Origin of the sequence: Microbulbifer elongatus (assembly GCF_021165935.1) — a bacterium.
Classification (GTDB): Bacteria; Pseudomonadota; Gammaproteobacteria; order Pseudomonadales; family Cellvibrionaceae; genus Microbulbifer; species Microbulbifer elongatus.
On the sequence record NZ_CP088953.1, the window covers coordinates 2,597,809 to 2,620,475 of the forward strand.

Below are 22,667 nucleotides of genomic sequence, written 5' to 3' on the forward strand. Positions count from 1 at the left end.
TTCCGATTTGTTCCGGCATCTCAAACACATTGTAGTGGTTAATTATGTTGCTTCAGTTGGATGGCGTCGGATTGCGCTATGGCGTGCAGGTTCTGGCGGATGGTGTGAGCGCCAAGGTGGATCGCGGTGACCGGATTTGTCTGGTGGGCCGCAATGGCGAGGGGAAATCCAGCCTGCTCAGCCTGATTGGTGGCAAGGGGGATCCGGATGAGGGCGAAATCATTCGTCAGACAGGGATGGTGCTCGCCACCCTCGAGCAGGCGCTGCCAGAGGACTGTGGTCAGACGGTGTACCGGTACGTGGCGGAAGGGCTCGGAGATGTGGGTGCTTGGCTCGCCGAGTACCGGGACAACCAGAACCCCGACCTGCAGGCGAAGATCGACAACGCCCATGGTTGGGAGCTGCTGGCGAGGATTGACAGTGTCCTCGACCGCCTCGATCTGGATGAAAGCGCACGAGTGCAGGACCTCTCCGGCGGTTGGCAGCGCCGCGCGGCACTGGCTCGGGCACTGGTGACGGAGCCGGATCTACTGATTCTCGACGAACCCACCAACCACCTCGATATCGCCGCGGTGGAGTGGCTGGAGGATTTCCTGTCCAGTTACCGTGGCGCACTGCTGTTTGTAAGCCACGACCGCGCGCTGGCCCAGCGTCTCGCCAATACCGTGTGGGACCTCGATCGCGGCATTCTTCGGGTATTTCATTGCCCGTTTGATCGCTACCAGCAGGAAAAAGAAAAACAGCTCGAAGAAGAGGCCCGCAACGACGCCCTGTTCGACAAAAAGCTCGCGCAGGAAGAAGTCTGGATTCGCCAGGGGATTAAAGCCCGGCGCACCCGTAACGAAGGCCGGGTACGCGCGCTCAAGGCGTTGCGCAACGAGCGCAAGGCCCGCCGCGATCGCCAGGGTGTGGCAAAAATGTCTCTGGATGCCGGCGAAAAGTCCGGCAAGCTGGTGGCGGAGATGAAAAACGTCACCTTTGGTTTTGGGGGCGAGAGTGCCGGCGAACAGGGCGATGGGGCACCGTTGATCCGCAACCTGAATTTCACCCTGATGCGGGGCGACAAGGTCGGTCTGATCGGCCCCAATGGGGTGGGCAAGAGTACCCTGATCAAGCTGTTACTGGGAGATCTCGAGCCCCAGGAAGGCAGTATCCGGCTCGGTACCAAACAGCAGGTAGCCTATTTCGATCAGCGTCGGGATGTGCTCGACCCCGACCTCAGTGTGGTGGACAACATTGCCGAGGGCCGTGAAAACATTCAGGTAGGCGGCAGCACCAAGCATGTGATGGGTTACCTCGCCGACTTCCTGTTTACCGGCGTTAAAGCGCGCACCAAGGTCAGTGCCCTGAGTGGTGGTGAGCGCAACCGCGCACTGCTGGCCAAACTGTTCAGCCAGCCCGCCAATATCCTGGTACTCGACGAGCCCACCAACGACCTGGATGTGGAAACGCTGGAACTACTGGAACAATTGCTGCTGGATTTCTCCGGGACGGTGCTGCTGGTGAGCCACGACCGGGCTTTCCTCGACAACGTGGTGGAGAGTTGTCTGGCATTTGAAGGCAATGGCCTTGTGCGGGAATACGTAGGCGGTTATGAAGATTTTGTGCGCCAGGGTGGTAAGTTTCTCAGCGCCGAAGAACAGCTGAAAACGCGCAAGCAGGCCGCCGGCAAAGACCGGGCGCCCGCCGCTGATTCCCCGGCGGCAGGCAGTACGCCAGCGGCCAAACCGAAGAAGCTCAGTTACAAGCTGCAGCGCGAGCTGGATGCGTTACCGGGCCAGATCGAGAAGCTGGAAAAAGAGATCGCCGCCATGGAAGCGGAGGTCGGTGCGCCGGATTTCTATCAGCAGGACAGTGGCGTTGTACAGGAACGCCTGAAAGTACTGACAGACTTGCAGGCCGCCCTGGAGGAGGCTTTCGAGCGGTGGGCGGAACTCGATAGCCTGTAGCCGCTAGCGCCAATATCGCCATGGCAGTAGAACCACTCCGTGGGCCACCGGCTGGCGCCGGGTGGGGGGAATGCGTGGCGGCGCAATTCTGCGCTGATGCTATTCGCTCGGGGAGTGGACCCGCACCGCCAGCACATCACAACCGGCGCCGTGCAGTACACCGTTGGCCGTGGACCCGAGCAGCAGGGCCAGCCCGTGGCGTCCATGGCTGCCGATCACGATCAGGTCGCAGCCGCTTTCTTCCGCCAGGCGATGAATTTCTGTGGCCGGTTGCCCGAGTACCACGTATTGCCGCTCCTCAGGAATATTCAGGCCCTGTGAGGCTTTGCGCAGTTGTTCCCTGGCCTGATTCTGTAGCTGCTCCTGCACTTCCGACAGGTCCATGGGAATATCGCCGCCGTAGGCAAAGGTCAGTGGTTCGATAATGTGCGCAAGGCTCATTTGTGCGCCCGAGCAGGCGGCAATGTCGCTCGCGCGCGCCAGCACCTGGGAAGATTCTACCGATAGGTCCAGTCCAACCAGTATGTTCTTATAGCCTGACATGGGTTCCTCTCAATCTCCGATGGTATTTCGCATAGATCATGCGTGAATGCGCGGCATTCGGGTAAAAATATCCGGCTGCCGATGGCTTCATTCAGTCTACTTTAAAAAAACAGACTTGACACAACCGCCCCGTTGCGGAGAAAAATGCGCGCCTGAAACAGGTGTTGCGACCACGTTCGGCGACGCCAAAGTGCGTACATTGCTACTTCTCGACTCTGACAGGAAACACACCATGGCCAGTTGGGTGCCCATCGTTGTCATTATTTTTGCCGTCGTGCTGGTGATCGGCCCGGTCATGTGGTTGAAGCCCAGCAGCCGCGAGCGTCAGCTTGCCGACCTCCGTCAGAAGGCTGCCAGCGCCGGCCTGAAAGTGCAAATTCAGACATTGCCAGAGGCACTGGGGGAGGGGTCTGCGGCGACCTATTTTTCCCAGTGGCGCAACCCACGCCGGCTGAATATCGGCTGGGGGTTGGAGGTGCAACGCATGTCCCATGAAATGCACTTTCAGGGGCCCTGGGATTGGCGTAAGGGGCGCCCGGCGCCCGAAGCGGCACAGCCGGCGCTGAAAGAGCTGATCGGGGCATTGCCCGCGGACGTCACTGCGGTCTATGCCAACGACAGCGGCCTGGGCGTGCAATGGCGTGAGCGCAGTGGTGACGACGGTTTGGGAAAGATTCAGGAGGCACTGGCCGCGCAGCGGCCAGTAATAGAAGAAGCAATACGTCAGCCGTCCCGGAGCGAGCCTGGCGAGGCCTAGCCGACGCCTGGTGCTCAAGAAAACTGGCCGCCCCGGAGATCTGGGCTACTGTTTTAACCGGTTGAACCAACCCCGGAATCATCGGTCACAGGCGCCGGCCGCAGTCAGGAATTGGTAACCAATTTGACTCTGATTTCGCCGATTTGCTTGACCACACTGGGGGCGGAGCATATATATTCGCGCAGCGCACCGTCGAAACGGAGGCTGGCGCAAAGTGCGTGAGCAGTAAATTTTCTATTAAAAATCAAAAGCTTATGGGTAAATCACTGGTCATCGTCGAGTCACCGGCGAAGGCAAAAACGATCAACAAGTATCTCGGAAAGGACTTCGTGGTTAAGTCCAGTATTGGTCATATCCGAGATCTTCCTACCGGTGCATCGGCGAAACAGGCCGTGGATCCCAAAGAGCGTGCGCGCCGAGCGGCAGAAACCCGCAAGCTGTCGCCGGAAGCCAAAGAGATCTACAAGCGCAAGAAAAGCCGTGAGCAGCTGATCAAGCGCATGGGCATTGACCCGGATCACAACTGGGAGGCCCACTACGAAATCCTCCCCGGTAAAGAGAAAGTGGTCGATGAGCTGCGCAAGCTCGCCGCGAATGCCGACCATGTCTATCTCGCAACGGACTTGGACCGCGAAGGGGAGGCCATTGCCTGGCACCTGCGGGAAGCCATTGGTGGGGATGAGCAGCGTTACCGGCGGGTGGTGTTTAACGAAATCACCAAGTCTGCCATTCAGGAGGCGTTTGAAGATCCGGGCCCTCTGGATATCGACCGGGTGAACGCGCAACAGGCGCGCCGTTTCCTCGACCGCATTGTGGGCTACATGGTTTCGCCGTTGTTGTGGGAGAAAGTTGCCCGCGGCCTGTCTGCCGGTCGCGTGCAGTCCGTTGCGGTGAAACTGGTGGTGGAGCGCGAGCGTGAGATTCGCGCGTTTATCCCCGAAGAATACTGGACCCTGTTTGCGGATACGCAAACCGCCAAGTCCGATCCCCTGCGTCTGGAAGTGAAAAAGCAGGCCGGTGAAGCCTTCAAGCCCACCAATGAAGAGCAGGCCATGGCGGCGCTGAAGGCGCTGCAGTCCAGCGACTTCACCGTAAGCGCCCGGGACGACAAGCCCACCAGCTCCAAGCCCAGTGCACCATTTATTACCTCCACCCTGCAGCAGGCCGCGAGCAACCGCCTCAGCTTCAGCGTGAAGAAAACCATGATGATGGCCCAGCGACTTTATGAAGCGGGTTACATCACCTATATGCGTACCGACTCCACCAACCTGAGTGCCGAAGCGGTGTCTTCCGTGCGCGAATTTATTGGTGAGAATTACGGCGAAAAGTACCTGCCGGAAAACCCCAACCGCTACAGCAGCAAAGAGGGGGCGCAGGAAGCGCACGAAGCGATTCGACCTTCCGACGTACGGGTGAAACCGAACATGCTGTCCGGTATGGAGCGCGACGCCGAGCGTCTGTACACCCTGATCTGGCAGCAGTTTGTGGCCTGTCAGATGACGCCGGCCCAGTTTACCTCCACCTCGGTGGTGGTCACCGCTGGCGATTACGAGCTGCGCACCCGCGGTCGCGTAATCCGCTTCGACGGCTTCCTGAAAGTCGCACCCGCGCAGAGCAAGAAAGACGAAGATCTGGTGCTGCCGGATATCAAGGTCGGTGAAAAACTGAACCTGAAAAAGCTGGATCCAAAGCAGCATTTTACCAAACCGCCGGCGCGCTTCAGTGAAGCGGCGCTGGTGAAAGAGCTGGAAAAGCGCGGTATCGGCCGCCCTTCTACCTATGCCTCGATCATCTCCACCATTCAGGATCGCGGATACGTACGCCTGGAAAATCGCCGTTTCTACGCGGAAAAAATGGGCGATATCGTCACCGACCGGTTGAGCGAAAGCTTTACCAACCTGATGGATTACGGGTTTACCGCCAGCCTGGAAGAGTCACTGGATACCGTGGCAGAAGGCAGGAAGGGCTGGAAAGACTTGCTGAACGAGTTCTACTCCGACTTCAGCAAGCGCCTGGAAGTGGCCCAGGACAAAGAGGGCGGCATGCGCCGCAATACGCCGACGGATACAGACATCGAGTGCGGCAAGTGCGGTCGCCACATGCAGATTCGCACCGGTTCCACCGGCGTATTCCTCGGATGTTCCGGCTATGCGCTGCCACCCAAGGAGCGTTGTACCAACACCATGAATCTGGTGTCCGGTGAAGAAGCCGTGGATGCCGAGAAAGACGAAGATGCGGAAACCCGTCAGCTGCGTGAAAAGCGCCGTTGCCCCAAGTGTGGCACCGCCATGGACAACTACCTGGTGGACGAACACCGCAAACTGCATATTTGCGGCAACAATCCCGATTGCAATGGTTTCGAGGTTGAGAAGGGTACCTTCAAGATCAAGGGTTACGACGGTCCGGTCATCGAGTGCGACAAGTGCGGTGCCGACATGCAGCTGAAGTCTGGCCGGTTTGGCAAGTACTTCGGTTGTACCAGCGAGACCTGTAAAAACACCCGCAAGCTGCTGAAAAGCGGCCAGCCGGCACCGCCGAAAATGGATCCGGTGCCCATGCCGGAGCTCGCCTGTGAAAAGGTGGAAGACACCTACATCCTGCGCGACGGTGCGTCCGGGCTGTTCCTTGCGGCCAGTCAGTTCCCGAAAAATCGTGAAACCCGCGCGCCCCTGGTCAAGGAGCTGCTGCCCCACAAGGATGAGATTGATCCCAAGTACAGTTTCCTGTTCTCGGCGCCTACCGAAGACAACGAAGGCCGAGATACGGTTGTGCGGTTCAGTCGTAAAACCCAGGAGCAGTACGTTCAGAGTGAAGAGGACGGCAAGGCCACTGGCTGGAAAGCCTTCTATCGCGATGGCAAATGGCAGATAGACGTTCCTGCGAAAAAAGCACCGGCGAAGAAAAAAGCCGCTGCCAAGAAAGCGCCTGCCAAGAAAGCGGTCGCCAAAAAAGCGCCGGCGAAGAAAAAGGCAGCCGCCAAAAAGTCCCCGGCCAAGTAACTGGCCGGGACGCCGCTCTCCATCATCCCGGCGCATGCCGGGATCCAGGAAATCTGGGAGAAAGACTAGTGGGTAATGCAGTTTGAGTAATCCCTATACCGGAACCGTCGCGTCGGCACTGCGCAAAGCCCAGCTGCTGCTGCAATCCAGCGCGCAAGCGGGGGATACTCCACTGCTGGAAGCCTCCCTGCTGGAAGCGGCGGTAGTGCAGCTGTGGCGTGGGTACCGGGGGTTTCTGGCGGAGCAGGGGCACCAGATGCAGCTGGGCTTTGCCACCGGTGCTGAACCGGAAACCGCCCATGCGCTGGCGCACCTGGTCGCCCAGCGCGGGAAGTTCAGTGCTGAGGCCAATGAGCTAGTCAGTCTTGCTGAAAACCCCGACAGCTGGTTTGCCGGTCTCTGCGGGGCCTGGCATCGACTGTGGGCCCTGAGTGTTTCCTCGGCCACCACATCCAGCCCTGCCAGCGGTGTTCAGTCCGTCATCCCGGTGCGTCAGCTTGATGATCTGGGCCGGAGTGTGGCCACTTCGGATCAGCCGCTCACCCGGGAGCGGGTACAGGAGTGGTATCAGGGGCTGTCCGAGCTGATTCAGCGCCAGCGGGCCCACAGCCAGGAGTGGTGATCCCCCGGGGCAGGAAGGAAACCTATCACCCGCTGCCCGCTGATTAATCAGGCGCCGCTGTGTTACACTGCCTCCAAATCACGCGGTTATTGGAGAAGTGAATGTCTACCGAGACTTACGAAATCATTGAGTTGTCCAATGGTGATGTGGCGCTGCGACGCGCTGGTCACAAAGGGGAACCGCTGGTGCGTATTCATTTCTCGGACGAGAGCCAGCACTTCCTGCGGGAACACAAGGTGGCCGTAGCCCGCGCCATGCTGGAAGCTGGGATCGAAGCGGTGCAGGACATCAATGAGATGGAGCCAGAGCCGTTCGAGGATGAAGAGGTAGACCTCACCGAGCACACCATTCACTGATCATTCTGTGGTTGATTCGTATACATAAAAAAACAGGGCTGAAGCCCTGTTTTTTTATGTTCGAAATACGAGGTTCGGAATGTTTGGCGATTCGTCATCCCGGCGAATAGCCTGTGCCGTACTTGATCCGGCAACGGGGGCCGGAAAACCTGAAGGCTCGCCGCTTACACCGCCAACATCAGATCGGATTCTGGCGAATCACACCCACCGCGAGACCTTCAATCGCAAAGCTGCGATCCCGCATATCCACTTCAATCACATCAAAATCCTGATTCTCTGGCAGCAGCTGCACCGTCGCCTGGTTCCCGCGGCGCTTGAAGCGTTTTACCGTGACTTCGTCTTCGATACGCGCGACCACAATCTGCCCATTGCGAATATTGTCGGTGCGCTGCACCGCCAGTAAATCCCCATCGAGAATACCCGCGTCCTTCATGCTCATGCCGTGCACCCGCAACAGGTAATCTGCCGGCGGATGAAAAAACTCCGCGGGAATCTCACAGTATTCCTCGATATTCTCTTCCGCCAGAATCGGGTTACCCGCTGCAACGCGGCCCACGATCGGCAGGCCATTGTTGTAGTCGGGGATACGGATGCCGCGGGATGCGCCGGCGACCATTTCAATTGCACCTTTGCGGGCCAGTGCCTTGAGGTGCTCTTCCGCAGCATTGGGAGAGCGAAAACCCAGCTCCTGGGCAATTTCGGCTCGGGTGGGCGGGTAGCCCGTATCGTCCAGATAGGATTTGATCAGTTCCAGTACCTGAGCCTGGCGTGCGGTGAGGTTTGTCATGAGCGCCTTCCTGTTGTCTGTATTTTTATACAGTTGCTGTGATTATATACAGATTTCAGGGGCGCGCAATCAAAGCGACCTGTGCACTGGTGGCGGCGAATGCCGCGGTCCACTCCGTACTGACAGGCGCAGGGTCATCAGGATTGAGTGCAATGGCTCAGAAGCCCTCATCGGTACCGGGGAAGCTTTCCCCCTCGAGCCGGTCGATCGCACTCTGTGCGGGGGAAAAAATCGGACTGCGATAACCGGCATCTTCGTCATCCTGCATTTCATCCGCCACAGTGCCGTACCCGGCGTTGGGGTCTTCGGGAGCCGCAGCGCCGATGACCGGCATTGCCGGCCAGTTCTGGAAGTCGATTTCGTCCAGACTGCCGTCCAGGTACTGGATTTCAATGGTGCGAGCCGGGTGATCGACGGCAACCACTTCAAACAGATCACCGGTATCGAAGTTTTCAAACCAATTGCCAATTTCCGGAGCGATTCGTGCCATGGCGTGCTCCTCCTCTTTTACTGTCGTGGTATCTCCGCCTTCCGTTCCATCCCGGCGCTTTCAGAGCTTGTACACTCGTTCTAACGTGGGGGAGGTGGGCTTGGTACTTTCGTCGAGGGCTAAAAGCCGTCGCGCGGTAAAGACTGGGATGGGTAGCGCAGGTTTCATCGCCGGCGGACTGTGCTAGTCTCCCGTTGAAACAAGCGTTTTAATTGTTGGTTTGAATTGGTGTGAAATCGGCATGAGTCAGTCAGACACGGTCCATCGTATTCTGGACGCCGCGGAAGTCCTGTTCGCAGAGCGGGGTTTTACGGAGACCTCCCTGCGGACCATAACCAGTACCGCCGGGGTGAACCTGGCAGCGGTCAATTACCATTTTGGTTCTAAAAAAGAATTGATTCAGGCGGTTTTTGAACGTTTCCTTACACCTTTTACGGATATTCTGAATCGCGAGCTTACCCGGCGGGGTGGTGCGAGCGAGCCGTTGCAGCTGGATGATCTCCTGCAGAGTCTGTATCGCGTTGCCCTCGCGGGGCTCGCCAGCCAGGGGCGCGACCCCAAGCGCTTTATGCGTCTGCTGGGACTGGCGTATACGCAGTCTCAGGGGCATCTGCGCCGCTTTATCGTATCCCGCTATGGCGACAGCTACCGGCGCTTTGCCGGCCAGCTGGCGGCCGCGCTGCCGCATGTGGATCCGGTGACATTTTACTGGCGCCTTTACTTTATGCTCGGTGCGACGGTGTTTTCTCTTTCGAGCTTTGACGCCATCGAAGCTATCCTTCGTGAGGATTTTGGCGCCGAGAGCAGCCTGGAAGAGACCCTGGCGCGGTTGGCTCCGGCGGCGGTGGCCATGCTGACTGCGCCCATGCCCGGCGAAAGTGCCGGCGACAACCATTAATTCATCTTGGAGTTCGTGCCGATGTCTAAACCGATTGGGCCGGTAATGATCGATGTGGAGGGGCACGCCCTCACCGACGAAGATCGCGCGTTGTTGCAGCATCCTCAGGTTGGCGGATTGATCTTTTTTGCGCGCAACTTTGACAGCCGTCCACAGCTGGAGGCACTGGTGGCAGAGATTCGCTCAGTGCGGCCCGAAATTCTGCTGGCCGTGGACCAGGAAGGGGGGCGGGTTCAGCGGTTTCGGGACTCTTTTACCCGTATCCCGTCCATGCAGGCGCTGAGCGCCCACGCAGATCAACAGCGGCTGGAAGATGTGGGCTGGTTGCTGGCCGCAGAACTGTTGGCTGTGGGGATCGACTTCAGTTTTGCGCCGGTGCTGGACGCGGATGACGATTTTTGCCGCATTGTCGGCGATCGCAGTTTTGCCCGGGATCCATTGAAGCTCGCCGACAAGGCGCGCCCATTTATGAGAGGTATGCACGATGCCGGGATGGCCACCACCGGCAAGCATTTTCCGGGTCACGGACAGGTGCTGGAAGACAGCCACGAAGAGCTGCCTGTAGACCAGCGTCCCCTGGAGGAGGTCTTGGCTGCGGATTGCACGCCGTTTAGTCAGTGTATTGCGGCCGGTGAGCTGGAAGCCGTCATGCCGGCCCATATTCGTTTCGCCAAGGTCGATGAAAACCCCGTGGGCTTTTCCCGTTTCTGGCTGCAGGAGATACTGCGCAAGCGCCTCGGCTTCGATGGTGTCATCTTCAGTGATGATCTGACCATGGAAGGCGCCGGTGCCGCGGGCGGTTATCGTGAGCGGATTCACGCGGCCATGGCGGCGGGGTGTGATATGGGTGTGGTTTGTAATAATCGTGCCGGCGCGGTCGAGGTGCTGGAGGCTCTGAAAGACTTTACTCCGGATCCCGATTCCAGCCGTCGTCTCGAGCGGATGCGTGGGCGCGCAAAAATGTCATCCTGGGACGCGTTGACTCAGAGTGAGCGTTGGCAGAAAACCCGCCAGTGGTTAGCCTCCTGGATGTAAAACCTTTTATTCTTTGCGCGCACGCGGTGCGCGTAATACTTGTCAGACAAGTACAGAAAAATAGTCACTAGCCAATAATGGAGTTATTTGTGGAGTCAGTTACAGCGTTTCTGCGCTCTCTGGTGGGGGATGATCGCTTCTGGATTGCGGAAGTCTTTGTCGTCGTATTGATAACGGCAATCGCGTCCTGGATTCTTGGGCTGTTTGTGAATCGTATGCGCGAGCGCGCAGAGCGCACCGTCAACCCCTGGGATGATGCGCTCGTCAACTCGATCAACCCCCCAGCCTCGATACTGGTGTGGTTGTTGGGGCTCTCGTTTGCCGCCGCGCGCGCCGGAGATGCCACTGGCGCGGAGCTGCTGCTCTGGCTGGAAGGCAAGCCCAGAGCAATTGGGTTTGTGGTGGTGGTTACCTGGTTTGCCATGCGTTTTGCGAAAGAGGTTGAGCGCAACCTGGCGGATCCGCGCTATGTGCGCAAGCCCATCGATACCACCACGGTGCGGGCCATCGGAAAGCTGGTCCGTGCATCTATCCTGATCACCGCGGCGATGGTCGTCATGGAGCGGCTTGGCTATAACCTCAGCGGTATTCTCGCCATGGGAGGTATTGGCGGCCTTGCCATCGGCTTTGCGGCCAAAGACCTGCTTGCCAACTTCTTCGGTGGCCTGATGATCTACCTGGACCGCCCATTCAAAGTGGGGGACTGGGTGCGTTCGCCCGACAAGGAAATCGAAGGCACGGTAGAGGATATCGGTTGGCGCCTGACCCGCATTCGCACCTTCGACAAGCGCCCGCTGTACATTCCCAATGGTGTCTTTACCCAGATTTCCGTGGAAAACCCATCGCGCATGCTGAACCGTCGGATATACGAAACCATCGGTATTCGTTATGACGATGCGCAATTGATGGCGCCGATCGTGAAAGAGGTGCGCAGCATGCTTGAGGGGCACCCGGAGATCGATACCAACCAGACCCTGATCGTCAATTTCAATTCGTTCGCACCTTCGTCACTGGATTTCTTTATCTACACCTTTACCAAGACCACCGATTGGGTGCGTTATCACGAAATTAAGCAGGATGTGCTGCTGAAAATCCTGAAGATCGTCGAAGACCAGGGCGCTTCCTGTGCCTTCCCGACATCCACCCTGCACATTGCCGACATCCCGGAGCTGGCGCTGAGTGATCGACGCGCCGAACCGTCGAACTCCGTCGGCGCCTAGCCGCTCAGGCGAGTGCCATGTGAAGAATGGCAGGTTTGTGCGTCAGGACCTGTCGGGGATTTGGGGCGAAAGTGCATGAATTGTCAAAAGTTGTGGCACTTTTGTTACCAATTTGGTGATATGTTGCGCATTGTGCGTGGGAAGTAACATTAATTTCACGTGCAAACCTAGACACTGGCGCAGTTTTATCTAAGAATCGGTAACGACCTGCGCGCGATGTCGGGCAGGCACTTCGAGACAGTGGCCGGCCTGGCAATGAAATTGCTTTGTACAGGTGCGGCTACCGCAATTGGGGTAGGCGAGTCGCCCGTAACCGGGGCGAACGCAATAACAATAAATGAGGTTGGCTTAATGAGTGATCGCGTTACGGGTACCGTGAAGTGGTTTAACAATGCCCGGGGTTATGGCTTTATCACCAGTTCCGAAGGTTCAGAAGATATTTTTGTTCACTACCGCAGCATCCGCGGCGATGGCTACAAAACCCTGAATGAAGGGCAGGCGGTAGAGTTCGAAATGCAGCAAGGTGACAAAGGCCTGCTGGCTGAAGACGTGGTTCCCTGCGAATAAATCGCAACCTCGTTCAGGTAGGTTGTCAGCGTTGCACTGACTGAATGCGTCGCTGGTACCAATCCAATAAAAAAGCCCACAGGGTAGCAGTACCAATCTGCTATTCCGTGGGCTTTTTTGTGTCTGCGCGCAGCCCGATAAGTCAGGCTGGCACAGTATGTCGACGACAGTGAGTTACTGGCCTTAATCGGTGAGGCCGGTCGGCTCCAAAGCGTCTTCCGGTGATGGCTTCACCGTCCGCACCTCGATCAGCACGCCCAGCTTGGGGTGATCAATATAGTGCAGTTCGCCGCTGCGTAGCCGGCGCTCTTCCTGCAGTACCGCGACACGTTTGGCGATTTTCTCCGCGGGCGGGGCGGGGGCAGTATCGACGCCTGCCTGCTCACCATGGAACACCGCTCGATCAGCAGTGGTGCTGAATCCACCGCGGCCGGGCTCGCTATAGCCGCTACTCTGCAGGCTGCCCGGGTTCTCTGTCGAGGTCAGGCCCATGGGTTCATCGGTGAACTCGGCAGCCGGCTTGGGCTGGAGCGCACGGGGGCGCGCGGGTACGGCGATGCCTGTGGGGGCGGTCAACGGGGTGTCATTATCTGCAGCCTGTGGGCTCCACTGGCGCTGGTCGAATCCACTCTGATCGGCCCATTCGCTCAACCACAGGTCGGTGCTCAGATGCAGATAGCGTGCGACGCTGAGAGTGACGCTGCCTTCCAGCTGGTGGTGGTTGCCACTGACATCGCCGCCGTTGATCAGTACCGCAGGTGCGTTGCGTTCGGTTTGCAGAACCTGGCGCCAGGTCTTGTGAAACAGAACCTCGTAGCCCGGGTCCCGGGTAAGGGCGGCTACCTTGTTGTTCAGTTGATTGGTGGCTGGTTGCAGGGCCGGCACCAGGGGATCCCCACGGGAAGGTGTATTGAAATCCACCCACTTGCTGTCGTACGCGAGCACGGGGTTGGTCGGCCAGGTCTCCCGGGAGGCGTTCATGCCCTGCGTGCGGGAAAACACCACCATTTCAATTTCAAACTGTGTGCCCGCGTAGCCGGCCGCCTGAGTGCTGTTTGCGCCCAACAGCAGGGGGAGGGCGGCAGCCAGGCAGGTAACCGCGGTAGCGGCTTTGGTGGTGATGGAACGGGTCAGTCGCTCGGCGACCTTGGTCTTCAAAGTGGTCATTATCGATACCGCGTTTGTTCTAAACCGCTTTCGGGGTTCGCCCACCGAGAGGTTGCCAGGGCTGCCGCCCTGGCGCTGGCGAATAATTCAACCATATTAGCACCCTTTGGCGGCAGGATCTGCCATCGCCGCCGTTATTGAGACAGCTGTTGCAGCACATCGTTGACCTGCTGCAAACGCTGCTCCGGACCACTTTCATCAATGACAAAGTTGAGTTGGTTGGCACCCTGCAAACGGTAGGTGGTGGGGCGGGTCTGTACCAGCTTCACCAGGGTGAGTGGGTCCACATTGGCGTTGTCGGCAAACTCGATCCGCCCGCCGGTGGCCGAGGCCTCCAGCTTGCGAATGCCCATTTTATTGGCGTTCAGCTTGATTTCAGTAATGCGGAACAGGTGCTTGACCGGCTCCGGCAGCAGACCGAAACGGTCAATCATCTCTACCTGCAGCTCCTTCAGTGCATCTTTGTTTTCCGCGTTGGCGATGCGTTTGTACATGATCAGGCGGCTGTGCACGTCGGGCAGATAATCCTCTGGAATGAGCGCCGGTACCCGCAGGTTCACATCCACCGCCGGGGATTCCAGGGGCTCGTCAATATTCGGGGTGCGGCCTTCGCGAATGGCTTTTACCGCGTGGTCGAGCATTTCCATATACAGGCTGAAGCCGACGCTCTGGATCTGGCCGCTCTGTTCTTCCCCCAGCAGCTCACCGGCACCGCGGATCTCCAGGTCGTGGGTAGCCAGGGTGAAGCCCGCGCCCAGATCCTGGGCTTCGCTGATGGCTTCGAGGCGCTTGACCGCGTCGCCGGTCATGGCGCGCTTGTTGGGGGTCAGCAGGTAGGCGTAGGCCTGGTGGTGGGAGCGGCCCACCCGGCCGCGCAACTGGTGCAGCTGCGCCAGGCCAAACTTATCCGCGCGCTCGATCAGGATGGTATTGGCGGTGGGTATGTCGATCCCGGTCTCGATGATGGTGGTACACACCAGCACATTGAAGCGCTTGTGATAAAAGTCGCTCATCACCCCTTCGAGTTCGCGCTCGCGCATCTGCCCGTGCCCGATTCCAATGCGGGCTTCCGGTACCAGCTCCTGAATTTCCCGGGCGATGCGCTCGATGCTTTTTACCTCATTGTGCAGGAAGTACACCTGACCGCCGCGCAAGATCTCCCGCAGGATCGCTTCTTTGATCAGGGCATCGTCCCGTTCGCGCACGAAGGTTTTCACCGACAGGCGCCGCGCCGGCGGCGTGGCAATGATCGAGAGGTCGCGGATGCCCGCCATGGCCATATTCAGGGTGCGCGGGATGGGTGTGGCGGTGAGGTTGAGAATGTCAACCTCGGCGCGCAGGCTCTTCAGCTTTTCCTTCTGGCGTACACCGAGGCGGTGTTCTTCGTCGATGATCAGCAGGCCCAGGTTTTTGAACTTGAGGTCACTCTGTAGCAGCTTGTGGGTCCCCACCAGAATGTCGACCTTGCCTTCGGCGACGCGCGCTTTGATCGCGTCCACTTCTTTGTTGCTGCGGAAGCGGGAAATGACTTCAATGGTTACCGGCCAGTCTGCGAACCGGTCCTGCAGGGACTGGAAATGCTGTTGCGCAAGCAGCGTCGTGGGCACCAGCATGGCTACCTGCTTGCCCCCATGTGCGGCAACAAACGCCGCGCGCATGGCCACTTCCGTTTTACCGAAGCCAACATCACCACACACCAGTCGGTCCATGGGTTTATCCGACAGCATATCGCCGACAACCGCTTCAATCGCCAGCTGCTGATCCGGTGTCTCTTCAAACGGGAAGCCAGAGGCAAACTCCCGGTAGGCCATGCCCGGATCGCCAAACGCGTGTCCCACGCGAGCTTCGCGGCGGGCGTAGATATCCAGTAACTCGGCGGCGGCATCGCGGACTTTCTCCGCCGCCTTGCGCTTGGCCTTCTGCCAGGTTTCGCTGCCAAGTTTGTGCAGTGGGGCCAGCTCTTCGTCGGCGCCGGAATAGCGGCTGATCAGGTGCAGGCTGGCAACCGGTACATAGAGTTTGGCGCCATCGCCGTATTCCAGGGTGAGGAATTCTGCCTGCTGACCGTCGATATCCAGGCTTTGCAGGCCTTTATAGCGACCCACGCCGTGATCGATGTGGACCACCGGGGCGCCGATCCGCAACTCCGCCAGGTTTTTGACGGCGTTGTCTGCGTCGTCTTTGGCTTTGCGTCGACGACGTTGCTGTAATACCCGATCGCCGAACAGCTGAGGTTCTGCGATCAGGTTCAGTGTGGGGTCCGCCAGTACCATGCCCTGATCAATCGGCGATACGGTAATCGCGAAGGGTTCGTCGCTGTCGAGGAAATCCTGCCAGCTGTGCAGAGTTTTGGGTTTCAGGCGTATACCGTTCAACAGCTCCAGCAGGGCCTCGCGGCGGCCGCCGCTTTCCGCGCAGAACAGTACCCGGCCTTTGTAGTCCATCAGGTAGGCTTCGAGGGCTTTCAGTGGCTGCTCGGATTTTCCATCCACCGGCAAGCTCGGTGGCTGGCTGGTGGCGAAGTTGTAGTTACCCTCTGCTTCGGGCAGGGTTTCACTGGAGAAAAAGGCGCGCGGCAGGCTTTTCAGGGCGCCATAGAATTCGTCGATGTTCAGGAGGACCTGGCGCGGCTCCAGGATTGGCCGGGTCAGGTCGCCGCGGCGGCTTTGATAGCGGTTTTCGGCCTCTCGCCAGAAAGATTCCACCGGCTGCTGCAGGTCGCCCTGAATGAAGACCTGGCTGTTTTCCGGCAGGTAATCAAACAGGCTCGAGCACTCATCGAAAAACAGCGGCAGATAATATTCGATCCCCGCCGGTGCGATACCGGCACTGATGTCCTGATAAATGGAGACTGGCCCCGGGTCGCAGTCGAACTGTTCGTGCCAGCGCTCGAGGAACTTCGCCAGTGCCAGTTTGTGCATGGGAAATTCCCGTGCGGGGAGCAGGTGAATCTGCGCGACCTTGTCCACGGTGCGCTGGTCTTCCGGGTCGAACGTGCGCAGTGATTCGATCTCATCGTCGAACAGGTCAATGCGGTAGGGCAGGTTGCTGCCCATGGGAAAGATGTCCATCAGTGCGCCGCGCACCGCAAACTCGCCGTGTTCGTAGACGGTATCTACGCAGTGATATCCCGCCTGCTCCAGCAGCTTGCGCTGGGCATCCAGGTCAAATTTCTGCCCTTCGCTGAGAATCAGCGCATTGCCGGCGACATAGTCTTTCGGTGCCAGTCGGTGGAGCAGGGTGCTGATCGGCACAATCACAATGCCACTGCCCATCTGCGGCAGTTGATACAGCGTGGCCAGTCGGTCCGAGATGATGTCCTGGTGCGGCGAGAAGGTGTCGTAGGGGAGGATTTCCCAGTCTGGAAACTGGAAAATCTTCAGCGCGTCGCCGTCGCGATCGGTGTCGTCATCTCGCCGCGGCTTGTTAAAAAATTTCAGCTGCACCTCAAGTTGATGCGCTTCCTGGCTGTTGCGTGCGATCAGCAGTGTGGGTGCGGTGCTGGCGCGCGCGGCGTTGAGGATGGCCAGTGCGGCGGCGGCGCCATGCAGTTGACCCCAGAATTGTCGGTCATTCTGGCTGCGAAATGCGGGGGGGGACAAAGGGGGGAACTGACTCATCTTTCCTTATAATTCCGTGCTTTCTGACCACTGCCGGCCGGGGGTGGGGCGTATTGTAGCGGTGAACCGTGACCGTTGCAGGTATGAGGTTCAAAGGGGTGGATTTTGCCCGTTGACCACAGCGCGCTGAGTGCCTGTGAACGAACCTTTTTACCTATCGAAAAATGTAGTTTAACTACAGTTTTTAGGCTGTTTTTTGCGCTGTTGCGCGGCCTCCAGTGAATCCACATAATTCGCCCGCCTTCGAGCCAGAGGCAGATTTTTGAGCCATCCTTGGTGGTGTGCTCGGTGATTTACTCCGGCCCAGGCAAGCCCCAAATTTTACTTTGCAGAGGTGTCTGACTGTGACTCAGAAGCGACCGAAGCCCGCTGACTTTTTCAAGGACTGGAAAGCGCGTGAAGCGCTGGCGGAATCCATGATTCCGATGATTGGCAAGCTCAACCGGGAAAGCAATGTCGGCATTTATATGTACGGCCAAAACCTGGTGAACCGCTCCGTGCTCAGCATCATGAAAGCGCATCGCTTTGTGCGTCAGGTGGAAGAGAACGAGCTGTCCGAGTTTGAGACCTATCCAGTTCTGGAGGTCATCTGCAAGCTGGACCTGGGTCCGGTGCATATCGACCTGGGTACCCTGACCAACAAATATATGCGCGATGAGCGCGGCCTGCCCATCGAAGACTTCGTGCGTGAAGAGCTGGCGGACGCTGCCGGCGCCGGCAAGCCGCTGCCGCAATCCCAGGACGTGGTGATCTACGGCTTCGGCCGTATAGGCCGCCTGGTGGCCCGCCTGCTGATCGAGAAGGCGGGCAGTGGTGATGTGCTGCGCCTGCGCGCCATCGTGCTGCGCAAGGGCAAGGCGGACAACGATCTGGTCAAGCGCGCTTCTCTGCTGCGTCGCGATTCGGTGCACGGCGCCTTCAATGGCACCATCCGGGTGGACGAAGAGACCAACACCCTGATCTGCAACGGCAATGAGGTGAAGGTGATCTACGCCAACTCCCCGCAGGAGGTGGATTACACCGAGCACGGTATCAACAATGCTCTGATCGTTGACAGTACCGGTGTGTGGCGCGACGAAGAAGGCCTGTCCCAGCACCTGGAGAGCAAGGGTGCGGCGAAAGTGCTGCTGACCGCGCCGGGCAAGGGTGACCTGAAGAACATCGTTTACGGCATTAATAACGGTGATATCACTGCCGACGACAAGATCCTGTCTGCCGCCTCCTGTACCACCAATGCCATTGTGCCGGTGCTGAAAGCGGTGATGGACAAGTACGGCGTGGAGCATGGCCACGTGGAAACCGTGCATGCCTATACCAACGACCAGAACCTGATCGACAACTACCACAAAGGGGAGCGTCGCGGTCGCTCTGCCGCTCTGAACATGGTGCTGACCGAGACCGGTGCGGCAAAGGCGGTCTCCAAGGCGCTGCCGGAGCTGAAGGGCAAGCTCACCGGCAACGCGATTCGCGTGCCCACCCCGAACGTTTCCATGGCGATCCTGAACCTGCGCCTGGGCAAGGAGACCACCAAGGACGAGCTGAACGAGTACATGCGCGATGTCGCGCTGCATTCGCCGCTGCGTCAGCAGATCGACTTCACCAACTCTCCGGAAGTGGTGTCCAGTGACTTCGTGGGCTCCCGCCGTGCCTGTGTATTCGACTCTATTGCCACCATCGTGGATGGGGATAGTGCGGTACTCTACTGCTGGTACGACAACGAATTCGGTTATAGCTGTCAGGTGGTGCGTTGCCTGGAAGATATGGCCGGGGTGCGTTACGAGCTGTTCCCGAAGAAAGACTGAACGGGCAATCTGTATCAGTCGGGGTGATCTGCGAGGCCCGTGTTTGGGTCGAAGTGGCCAGGCAGATCAATCCCGCGCCACCACTGGCGGTCCGGCCAGTGGTGGCGCCTCCAACTAAAGTTGTTGTTTTTTCAGCAAAAATTTCCTCATCTTGAGCCGATTTGGCTCTATCCGCTCTGGTAAACCCCCCGCCCCATCCTTATAATGCGCGCGATTTTGCGGGGCTGCCGTGCGCCGGGAATTTTTGCGCAAAGACTGCGGGTTGCGAAGGCAATTGCGGATCTTTGCTTCCCGGGCTGCGAGTGACTTCTTCTTATACCTATAGGTTAGGTGCCGACCGGCCAGACGCGCCGGGACCAGTGGCTGACGATGTGTGGCTGCTCTCTTCGCGGTGCACCTCGAGGCTTGTGTCAGGCTCTCCAAGGCTTAAGCCCCCGCTCCGGGTTTCCTATTCTTCCGGGCCCAAAAGGCCCAGAAATTTTTAAAACCTACTAAATCTACCAACTTAGAACTAGGCACAGGCGTATGAGAAAGATCCGTCGGGGATTGGATTTACCCATATCCGGCGCGCCCGAGCAGGTCATCCACGATGGCCCTGCAGCCAAAACTGTTGCGGTGATTGGTCCCGATTACAACGGGATGAAGCCCACCATGGCAGTTGCGGAAGGGGATAGCGTCAAACTCGGACAATTGCTGTTCACAGACAAGAAGACAGACGGTGTTCGTTACACCGCGCCGGCCGCCGGCCGTGTGGTTGCAGTCAATCGCGGTGTTCGCCGTGTGCTGCAGTCCGTCGTGATCGAGGTGGAAGGGGATGCAGCCGAGCAGTTTGCCAGCTACAGCGCTGACCAGCTCGCCACCCTGACCGCGGAGCAGGTGCGTGTGAACCTGGTGGAGTCCGGTCTCTGGACGGCACTGCGCACCCGCCCGTTCAGCAAGGTGCCGGCCCTCGACGCCCAGCCTTCTGCACTCTTTATCAACGCCATGGACACCAATCCGCTGGCCGCCGATCCCGTTGTGGTGATCGCCGAGCAGCGCGATGCGTTCGCCCAGGGTGTTGAGATTCTGTCCAAGCTCGCGGACAAGACCTTTGTCTGCACCGCGCCGGACGCCGACATCCCTGTGCCCAGCGCTGCAAATGTTCAGCGCGAAGCCTTCGCCGGCCCGCACCCCGCCGGTCTTTCCGGTACCCACATTCACTACCTGCACCCGGTCAAGCCTGGTCGCCAGGTGTGGTCTATCGGTTATCAGGACGTGATTGCCGTGGGCAAGCTGTTCGAAACCGGCAAACTGTACACCGACCGCGTAGTCGCCCTGGGCGGCCCCCGCGTGACCAACCCACGTCTGCTGCGCACCCGTCTCGGTGCCGATCTGACAGCGCTGGTTGCCGGTGAAATCGAAGGTGACGACAACCGCGTTATCTCCGGTTCTGTTTTCGGTGGTCGCACCGCAAATGGACCGCTGGCCTACCTCGGCCGTTACCACAACCAGGTGAGTGTGCTGGAAGAGGGCCGCGAGCGCCCAATGTTCCACTACTTCACCCCCGGTGCGAACCGCTTCTCCGTGCTGCCGATCTACATCAGCCGCTTTATGAAGAGCAAACGGTTCGATTTCACCACCAGCACCAATGGCTCCGAGCGCGCGATGATGCCCATCGGCACTTACGAGCGTGTGATGCCATTGGACGTATTGCCGACCCAGCTGCTGCGCGCGCTGGTGGTAGGTGATACCCAGGTTGCCCAGCAGTTGGGTGCTCTCGAACTGGACGAAGAAGATCTGGCTCTGTGCACCTTTGTGTGCCCGGGCAAGTACGACTTCGGCTCCATTTTGCGGGACAACCTCACCCGTATTGAGAAGGAGGGTTAAGGATGTTGCGTAAACTACTCGACTCCATGGAGCCGCATTTCCATAAGGGCGGCAAATACGAAAAGTTCTACGCGCTGTACGAAGCGATCGACACCGGTCTTTTCCAGCCAGCAGACCGCACCAAGGCCACCGCACACGTGCGCGACGGTATCGACCTGAAGCGCATCATGATCACTGTGTGGGCCTGCGCCATGATCCCGATGTTCTACGGTATGTGGAACGTGGGCTTCCAGGCCAACACCATCATTGCCGGCATGGAGAGTGTGGACCTGAGTGGATGGCGCCACGCCATCATCGGTGCGCTGTCCAGCTACGACGCCAATAGTGCCTGGGATAACCTGATCCACGGTGCCATGTACTTCCTGCCCATTTACGCGGTGACCTTCATCGTCGGTGGTATTTGGGAAGTGCTGTTCGCGGCGGTTCGCGGCCACGAAGTGAACGAAGGTTTCTTCGTTACCTCCATCCTGTTCGCGCTGACCTGTCCGCCGGATCTGCCCCTGTGGATGGTGGCGATGGGTATCAGTTTCGGTGTGGTCATCGGTAAGGAAGTGTTCGGTGGTACCGGCAAGAACTTCCTCAACCCCGCACTGACCGGTCGTGCTTTCCTGTTCTTTGCCTATCCGGCGGCCATGTCTGGTGACACCGTTTGGACTGCGGTCGACGGTTACACCGGTGCGACTGCGCTGTCCGTACTGGCCAGCGAAGGTATCCAGAATGGCGCGGTGGGCGTACCTGCCGGCCAGCTGACCTGGATGGATGCGTTCCTCGGTAACATGCACGGTTCTATTGGTGAGACCTCGACCCTGGCCATGCTGATTGCCGGTGTGATTCTGATCGGCATGAAGATCGCCAGCTGGCGTATTGTTGCCGGCACGCTGCTGGGCATGATGGCCACCGCCACCATGTTCAACTTCATCGGCTCTGAAACCAACCCGATGTTCGGTGTGCCCTGGTACTGGCACCTGGTAGTGGGCGGCTTCGCCTTTGGTCTGATCTTCATGACCACTGACCCGGTATCCGCTGCCATGACCGACGCCGGTCGCTGGTGGTACGGCATCCTCATCGGCGTGATGTGTGTATTGATCCGCGTGGTGAACCCGGCATTCCCGGAAGGCATGATGCTGGCGATTCTGTTCGCCAACCTGTTCGCGCCGCTGTTTGACCACTTCGTTGTGCAGTCCCATATCAAACGGAGGTTGGCACGTGGCTAATAAAGATTCAGTTAAAGGTACTCTGATTGTTGCGCTGGTACTGTGTATCGTCTGTTCCGTGGTGGTTTCCACCGCGGCGGTGATGCTCAAGCCCACGCAGGAAGCCAACGCTGCGTTGGACATGAAGAAGAACGTACTGCTGGCCGGTGGCCTGATCGAACCGGATCAGACCAGTGCCAAGGCTATCGAAGAAGCCTTTGGTAACGTCACCATCAAGTACGTAGATCTGCGTACTGGCAAGTTCACTGATGAAGCGCCGGAAGGCGGCAGCGGTCGCGCAGCCTCCAAAATCGCCAGCGCCAGTGAAAAACTGCCCGCGGATCAGGACACCGCCAAAATCATCCGCCGCGAGAACACCAAAGAGGTGTATCTGGTGGAAGAGAACGGTGAAATGCAGCGTATCATCCTGCCGGTGCGCGGCTACGGTCTGTGGGGGCAGCTGTATGGCTTCCTCGCGCTGGAAAAAGACCTCAACACCGTCGCCGGTCTGGGTTTCTACGAGCACAAGGAAACCCCGGGACTGGGTGGCGAAGTGGACAACCCCCGCTGGAAATCCCAGTGGGAGGGTAAAGAGGTCTACGACGCAGACGGCAATGTTGACCTGACAGTTGTGAAAGGCAGCGTTGACCCCAGCAGCCCGAACGCTGAACACCAGGTAGACGGACTGTCCGGTGCGACCCTGACCAGTAAAGGTGTCGATAACCTGATCAAGTTCTGGCTTGGCGCCGACGGTTACGGTCCCTTCCTGAAAAACCTCAAAGCAGGGGATGCATAA

General features: G+C 58.6%; 18 protein-coding genes. 13 read left to right on the forward strand and 5 right to left on the reverse strand.

Going from position 1 to position 22,667, the window contains the following annotated elements; translation table 11 throughout:
- Positions 1-44: 44 nt before the first annotated feature.
- Positions 45-1,949, forward strand: coding sequence for a ribosomal protection-like ABC-F family protein (gene abc-f, locus LRR79_RS10610; protein WP_231757185.1), 1,905 nt, complete (start codon positions 45-47; stop codon positions 1,947-1,949).
- Between the two features lie 99 nt (positions 1,950-2,048).
- Here abc-f and LRR79_RS10615 read toward each other — a convergent pair whose 3' ends face one another.
- Positions 2,049-2,492, reverse strand: a complete 444-nt coding sequence (locus LRR79_RS10615; RefSeq protein WP_231757186.1) for a universal stress protein — start codon at positions 2,490-2,492, stop codon at positions 2,049-2,051.
- A 232-nt stretch (positions 2,493-2,724) separates the two neighbouring features.
- Here LRR79_RS10615 and LRR79_RS10620 point away from each other — a divergent pair, with 232 nt between their 5' ends.
- From LRR79_RS10620 to LRR79_RS10635, 4 genes are all read left to right on the forward strand, one after another.
- Positions 2,725-3,249 carry a hypothetical protein gene (locus LRR79_RS10620; RefSeq protein WP_231757187.1) on the forward strand — a complete coding sequence of 175 codons (525 nt, stop codon included), beginning with the start codon at positions 2,725-2,727 and terminating at the stop codon, positions 3,247-3,249.
- 254 nt (positions 3,250-3,503) lie between these two features.
- Positions 3,504-6,248, forward strand: a complete 2,745-nt coding sequence (gene topA, locus LRR79_RS10625) for a type I DNA topoisomerase (RefSeq protein WP_231757188.1) — start codon at positions 3,504-3,506, stop codon at positions 6,246-6,248.
- Positions 6,249-6,330: 82 nt separating this feature from the next.
- Positions 6,331-6,870, forward strand: coding sequence for a DUF6586 family protein (locus tag LRR79_RS10630; RefSeq protein ID WP_231757189.1), 540 nt, complete (start codon positions 6,331-6,333; stop codon positions 6,868-6,870).
- A gap of 101 nt (positions 6,871-6,971) precedes the next feature.
- Complete coding sequence (locus LRR79_RS10635) at positions 6,972-7,226, forward strand: hypothetical protein (RefSeq protein WP_231757190.1); 255 nt, start codon at positions 6,972-6,974, stop codon at positions 7,224-7,226.
- Between the two features lie 178 nt (positions 7,227-7,404).
- Here LRR79_RS10635 and lexA read toward each other — a convergent pair whose 3' ends face one another.
- Positions 7,405-8,013 carry a transcriptional repressor LexA gene (gene lexA, locus LRR79_RS10640; protein ID WP_231757191.1) on the reverse strand — a complete coding sequence of 203 codons (609 nt, stop codon included), beginning with the start codon at positions 8,011-8,013 and terminating at the stop codon, positions 7,405-7,407.
- 157 nt (positions 8,014-8,170) lie between these two features.
- Complete coding sequence (locus LRR79_RS10645; RefSeq protein WP_231757192.1) at positions 8,171-8,503, reverse strand: DUF6763 family protein; 333 nt, start codon at positions 8,501-8,503, stop codon at positions 8,171-8,173.
- A 241-nt stretch (positions 8,504-8,744) separates the two neighbouring features.
- On the opposite strand from LRR79_RS10645, the gene LRR79_RS10650 reads away from it, so the two are divergent.
- From LRR79_RS10650 to LRR79_RS10665, 4 genes are all read left to right on the forward strand, one after another.
- Positions 8,745-9,401 carry a TetR/AcrR family transcriptional regulator gene (locus LRR79_RS10650; protein ID WP_231757193.1) on the forward strand — a complete coding sequence of 219 codons (657 nt, stop codon included), beginning with the start codon at positions 8,745-8,747 and terminating at the stop codon, positions 9,399-9,401.
- 21 nt (positions 9,402-9,422) lie between these two features.
- The gene (nagZ, locus tag LRR79_RS10655; protein ID WP_231757194.1) at positions 9,423-10,436 is read left to right on the forward strand and encodes a beta-N-acetylhexosaminidase; all 1,014 of its coding nucleotides are present in this window, start codon (positions 9,423-9,425) and stop codon (positions 10,434-10,436) included.
- Between the two features lie 77 nt (positions 10,437-10,513).
- Positions 10,514-11,656, forward strand: a complete 1,143-nt coding sequence (locus LRR79_RS10660) for a mechanosensitive ion channel family protein (RefSeq protein WP_231757195.1) — start codon at positions 10,514-10,516, stop codon at positions 11,654-11,656.
- Between the two features lie 351 nt (positions 11,657-12,007).
- Positions 12,008-12,223: a cold-shock protein gene (locus tag LRR79_RS10665; RefSeq protein WP_043316491.1), complete on the forward strand. Its 216-nt coding sequence runs from the start codon at positions 12,008-12,010 to the stop codon at positions 12,221-12,223.
- Positions 12,224-12,406: 183 nt separating this feature from the next.
- Here the strand turns inward: LRR79_RS10665 and LRR79_RS10670 are convergent, their stop codons facing one another.
- Together LRR79_RS10670 and mfd are read right to left on the reverse strand one after the other, a co-directional pair.
- Complete coding sequence (locus tag LRR79_RS10670; protein WP_231757196.1) at positions 12,407-13,390, reverse strand: CsiV family protein; 984 nt, start codon at positions 13,388-13,390, stop codon at positions 12,407-12,409.
- Positions 13,391-13,524: 134 nt separating this feature from the next.
- On the reverse strand, positions 13,525-17,010 hold the full coding sequence (mfd, locus tag LRR79_RS10675) for a transcription-repair coupling factor (protein WP_231757197.1): 3,486 nt from the start codon (positions 17,008-17,010) through the stop codon (positions 13,525-13,527).
- A gap of 416 nt (positions 17,011-17,426) precedes the next feature.
- Here mfd and LRR79_RS10680 point away from each other — a divergent pair, with 416 nt between their 5' ends.
- From LRR79_RS10680 to LRR79_RS10695, 4 genes are all read left to right on the forward strand, one after another.
- On the forward strand, positions 17,427-18,812 hold the full coding sequence (locus LRR79_RS10680) for a glyceraldehyde-3-phosphate dehydrogenase (RefSeq protein WP_407665245.1): 1,386 nt from the start codon (positions 17,427-17,429) through the stop codon (positions 18,810-18,812).
- Between the two features lie 525 nt (positions 18,813-19,337).
- Positions 19,338-20,678: a Na(+)-translocating NADH-quinone reductase subunit A gene (locus tag LRR79_RS10685; protein ID WP_231757198.1), complete on the forward strand. Its 1,341-nt coding sequence runs from the start codon at positions 19,338-19,340 to the stop codon at positions 20,676-20,678.
- A gap of 2 nt (positions 20,679-20,680) precedes the next feature.
- Positions 20,681-21,892 carry an NADH:ubiquinone reductase (Na(+)-transporting) subunit B gene (locus LRR79_RS10690; protein ID WP_231757199.1) on the forward strand — a complete coding sequence of 404 codons (1,212 nt, stop codon included), beginning with the start codon at positions 20,681-20,683 and terminating at the stop codon, positions 21,890-21,892.
- Positions 21,885-22,667 carry a Na(+)-translocating NADH-quinone reductase subunit C gene (locus tag LRR79_RS10695; RefSeq protein WP_231757200.1) on the forward strand — a complete coding sequence of 261 codons (783 nt, stop codon included), beginning with the start codon at positions 21,885-21,887 and terminating at the stop codon, positions 22,665-22,667. The genes LRR79_RS10690 and LRR79_RS10695 overlap by 8 nt, the downstream gene beginning before the upstream one ends.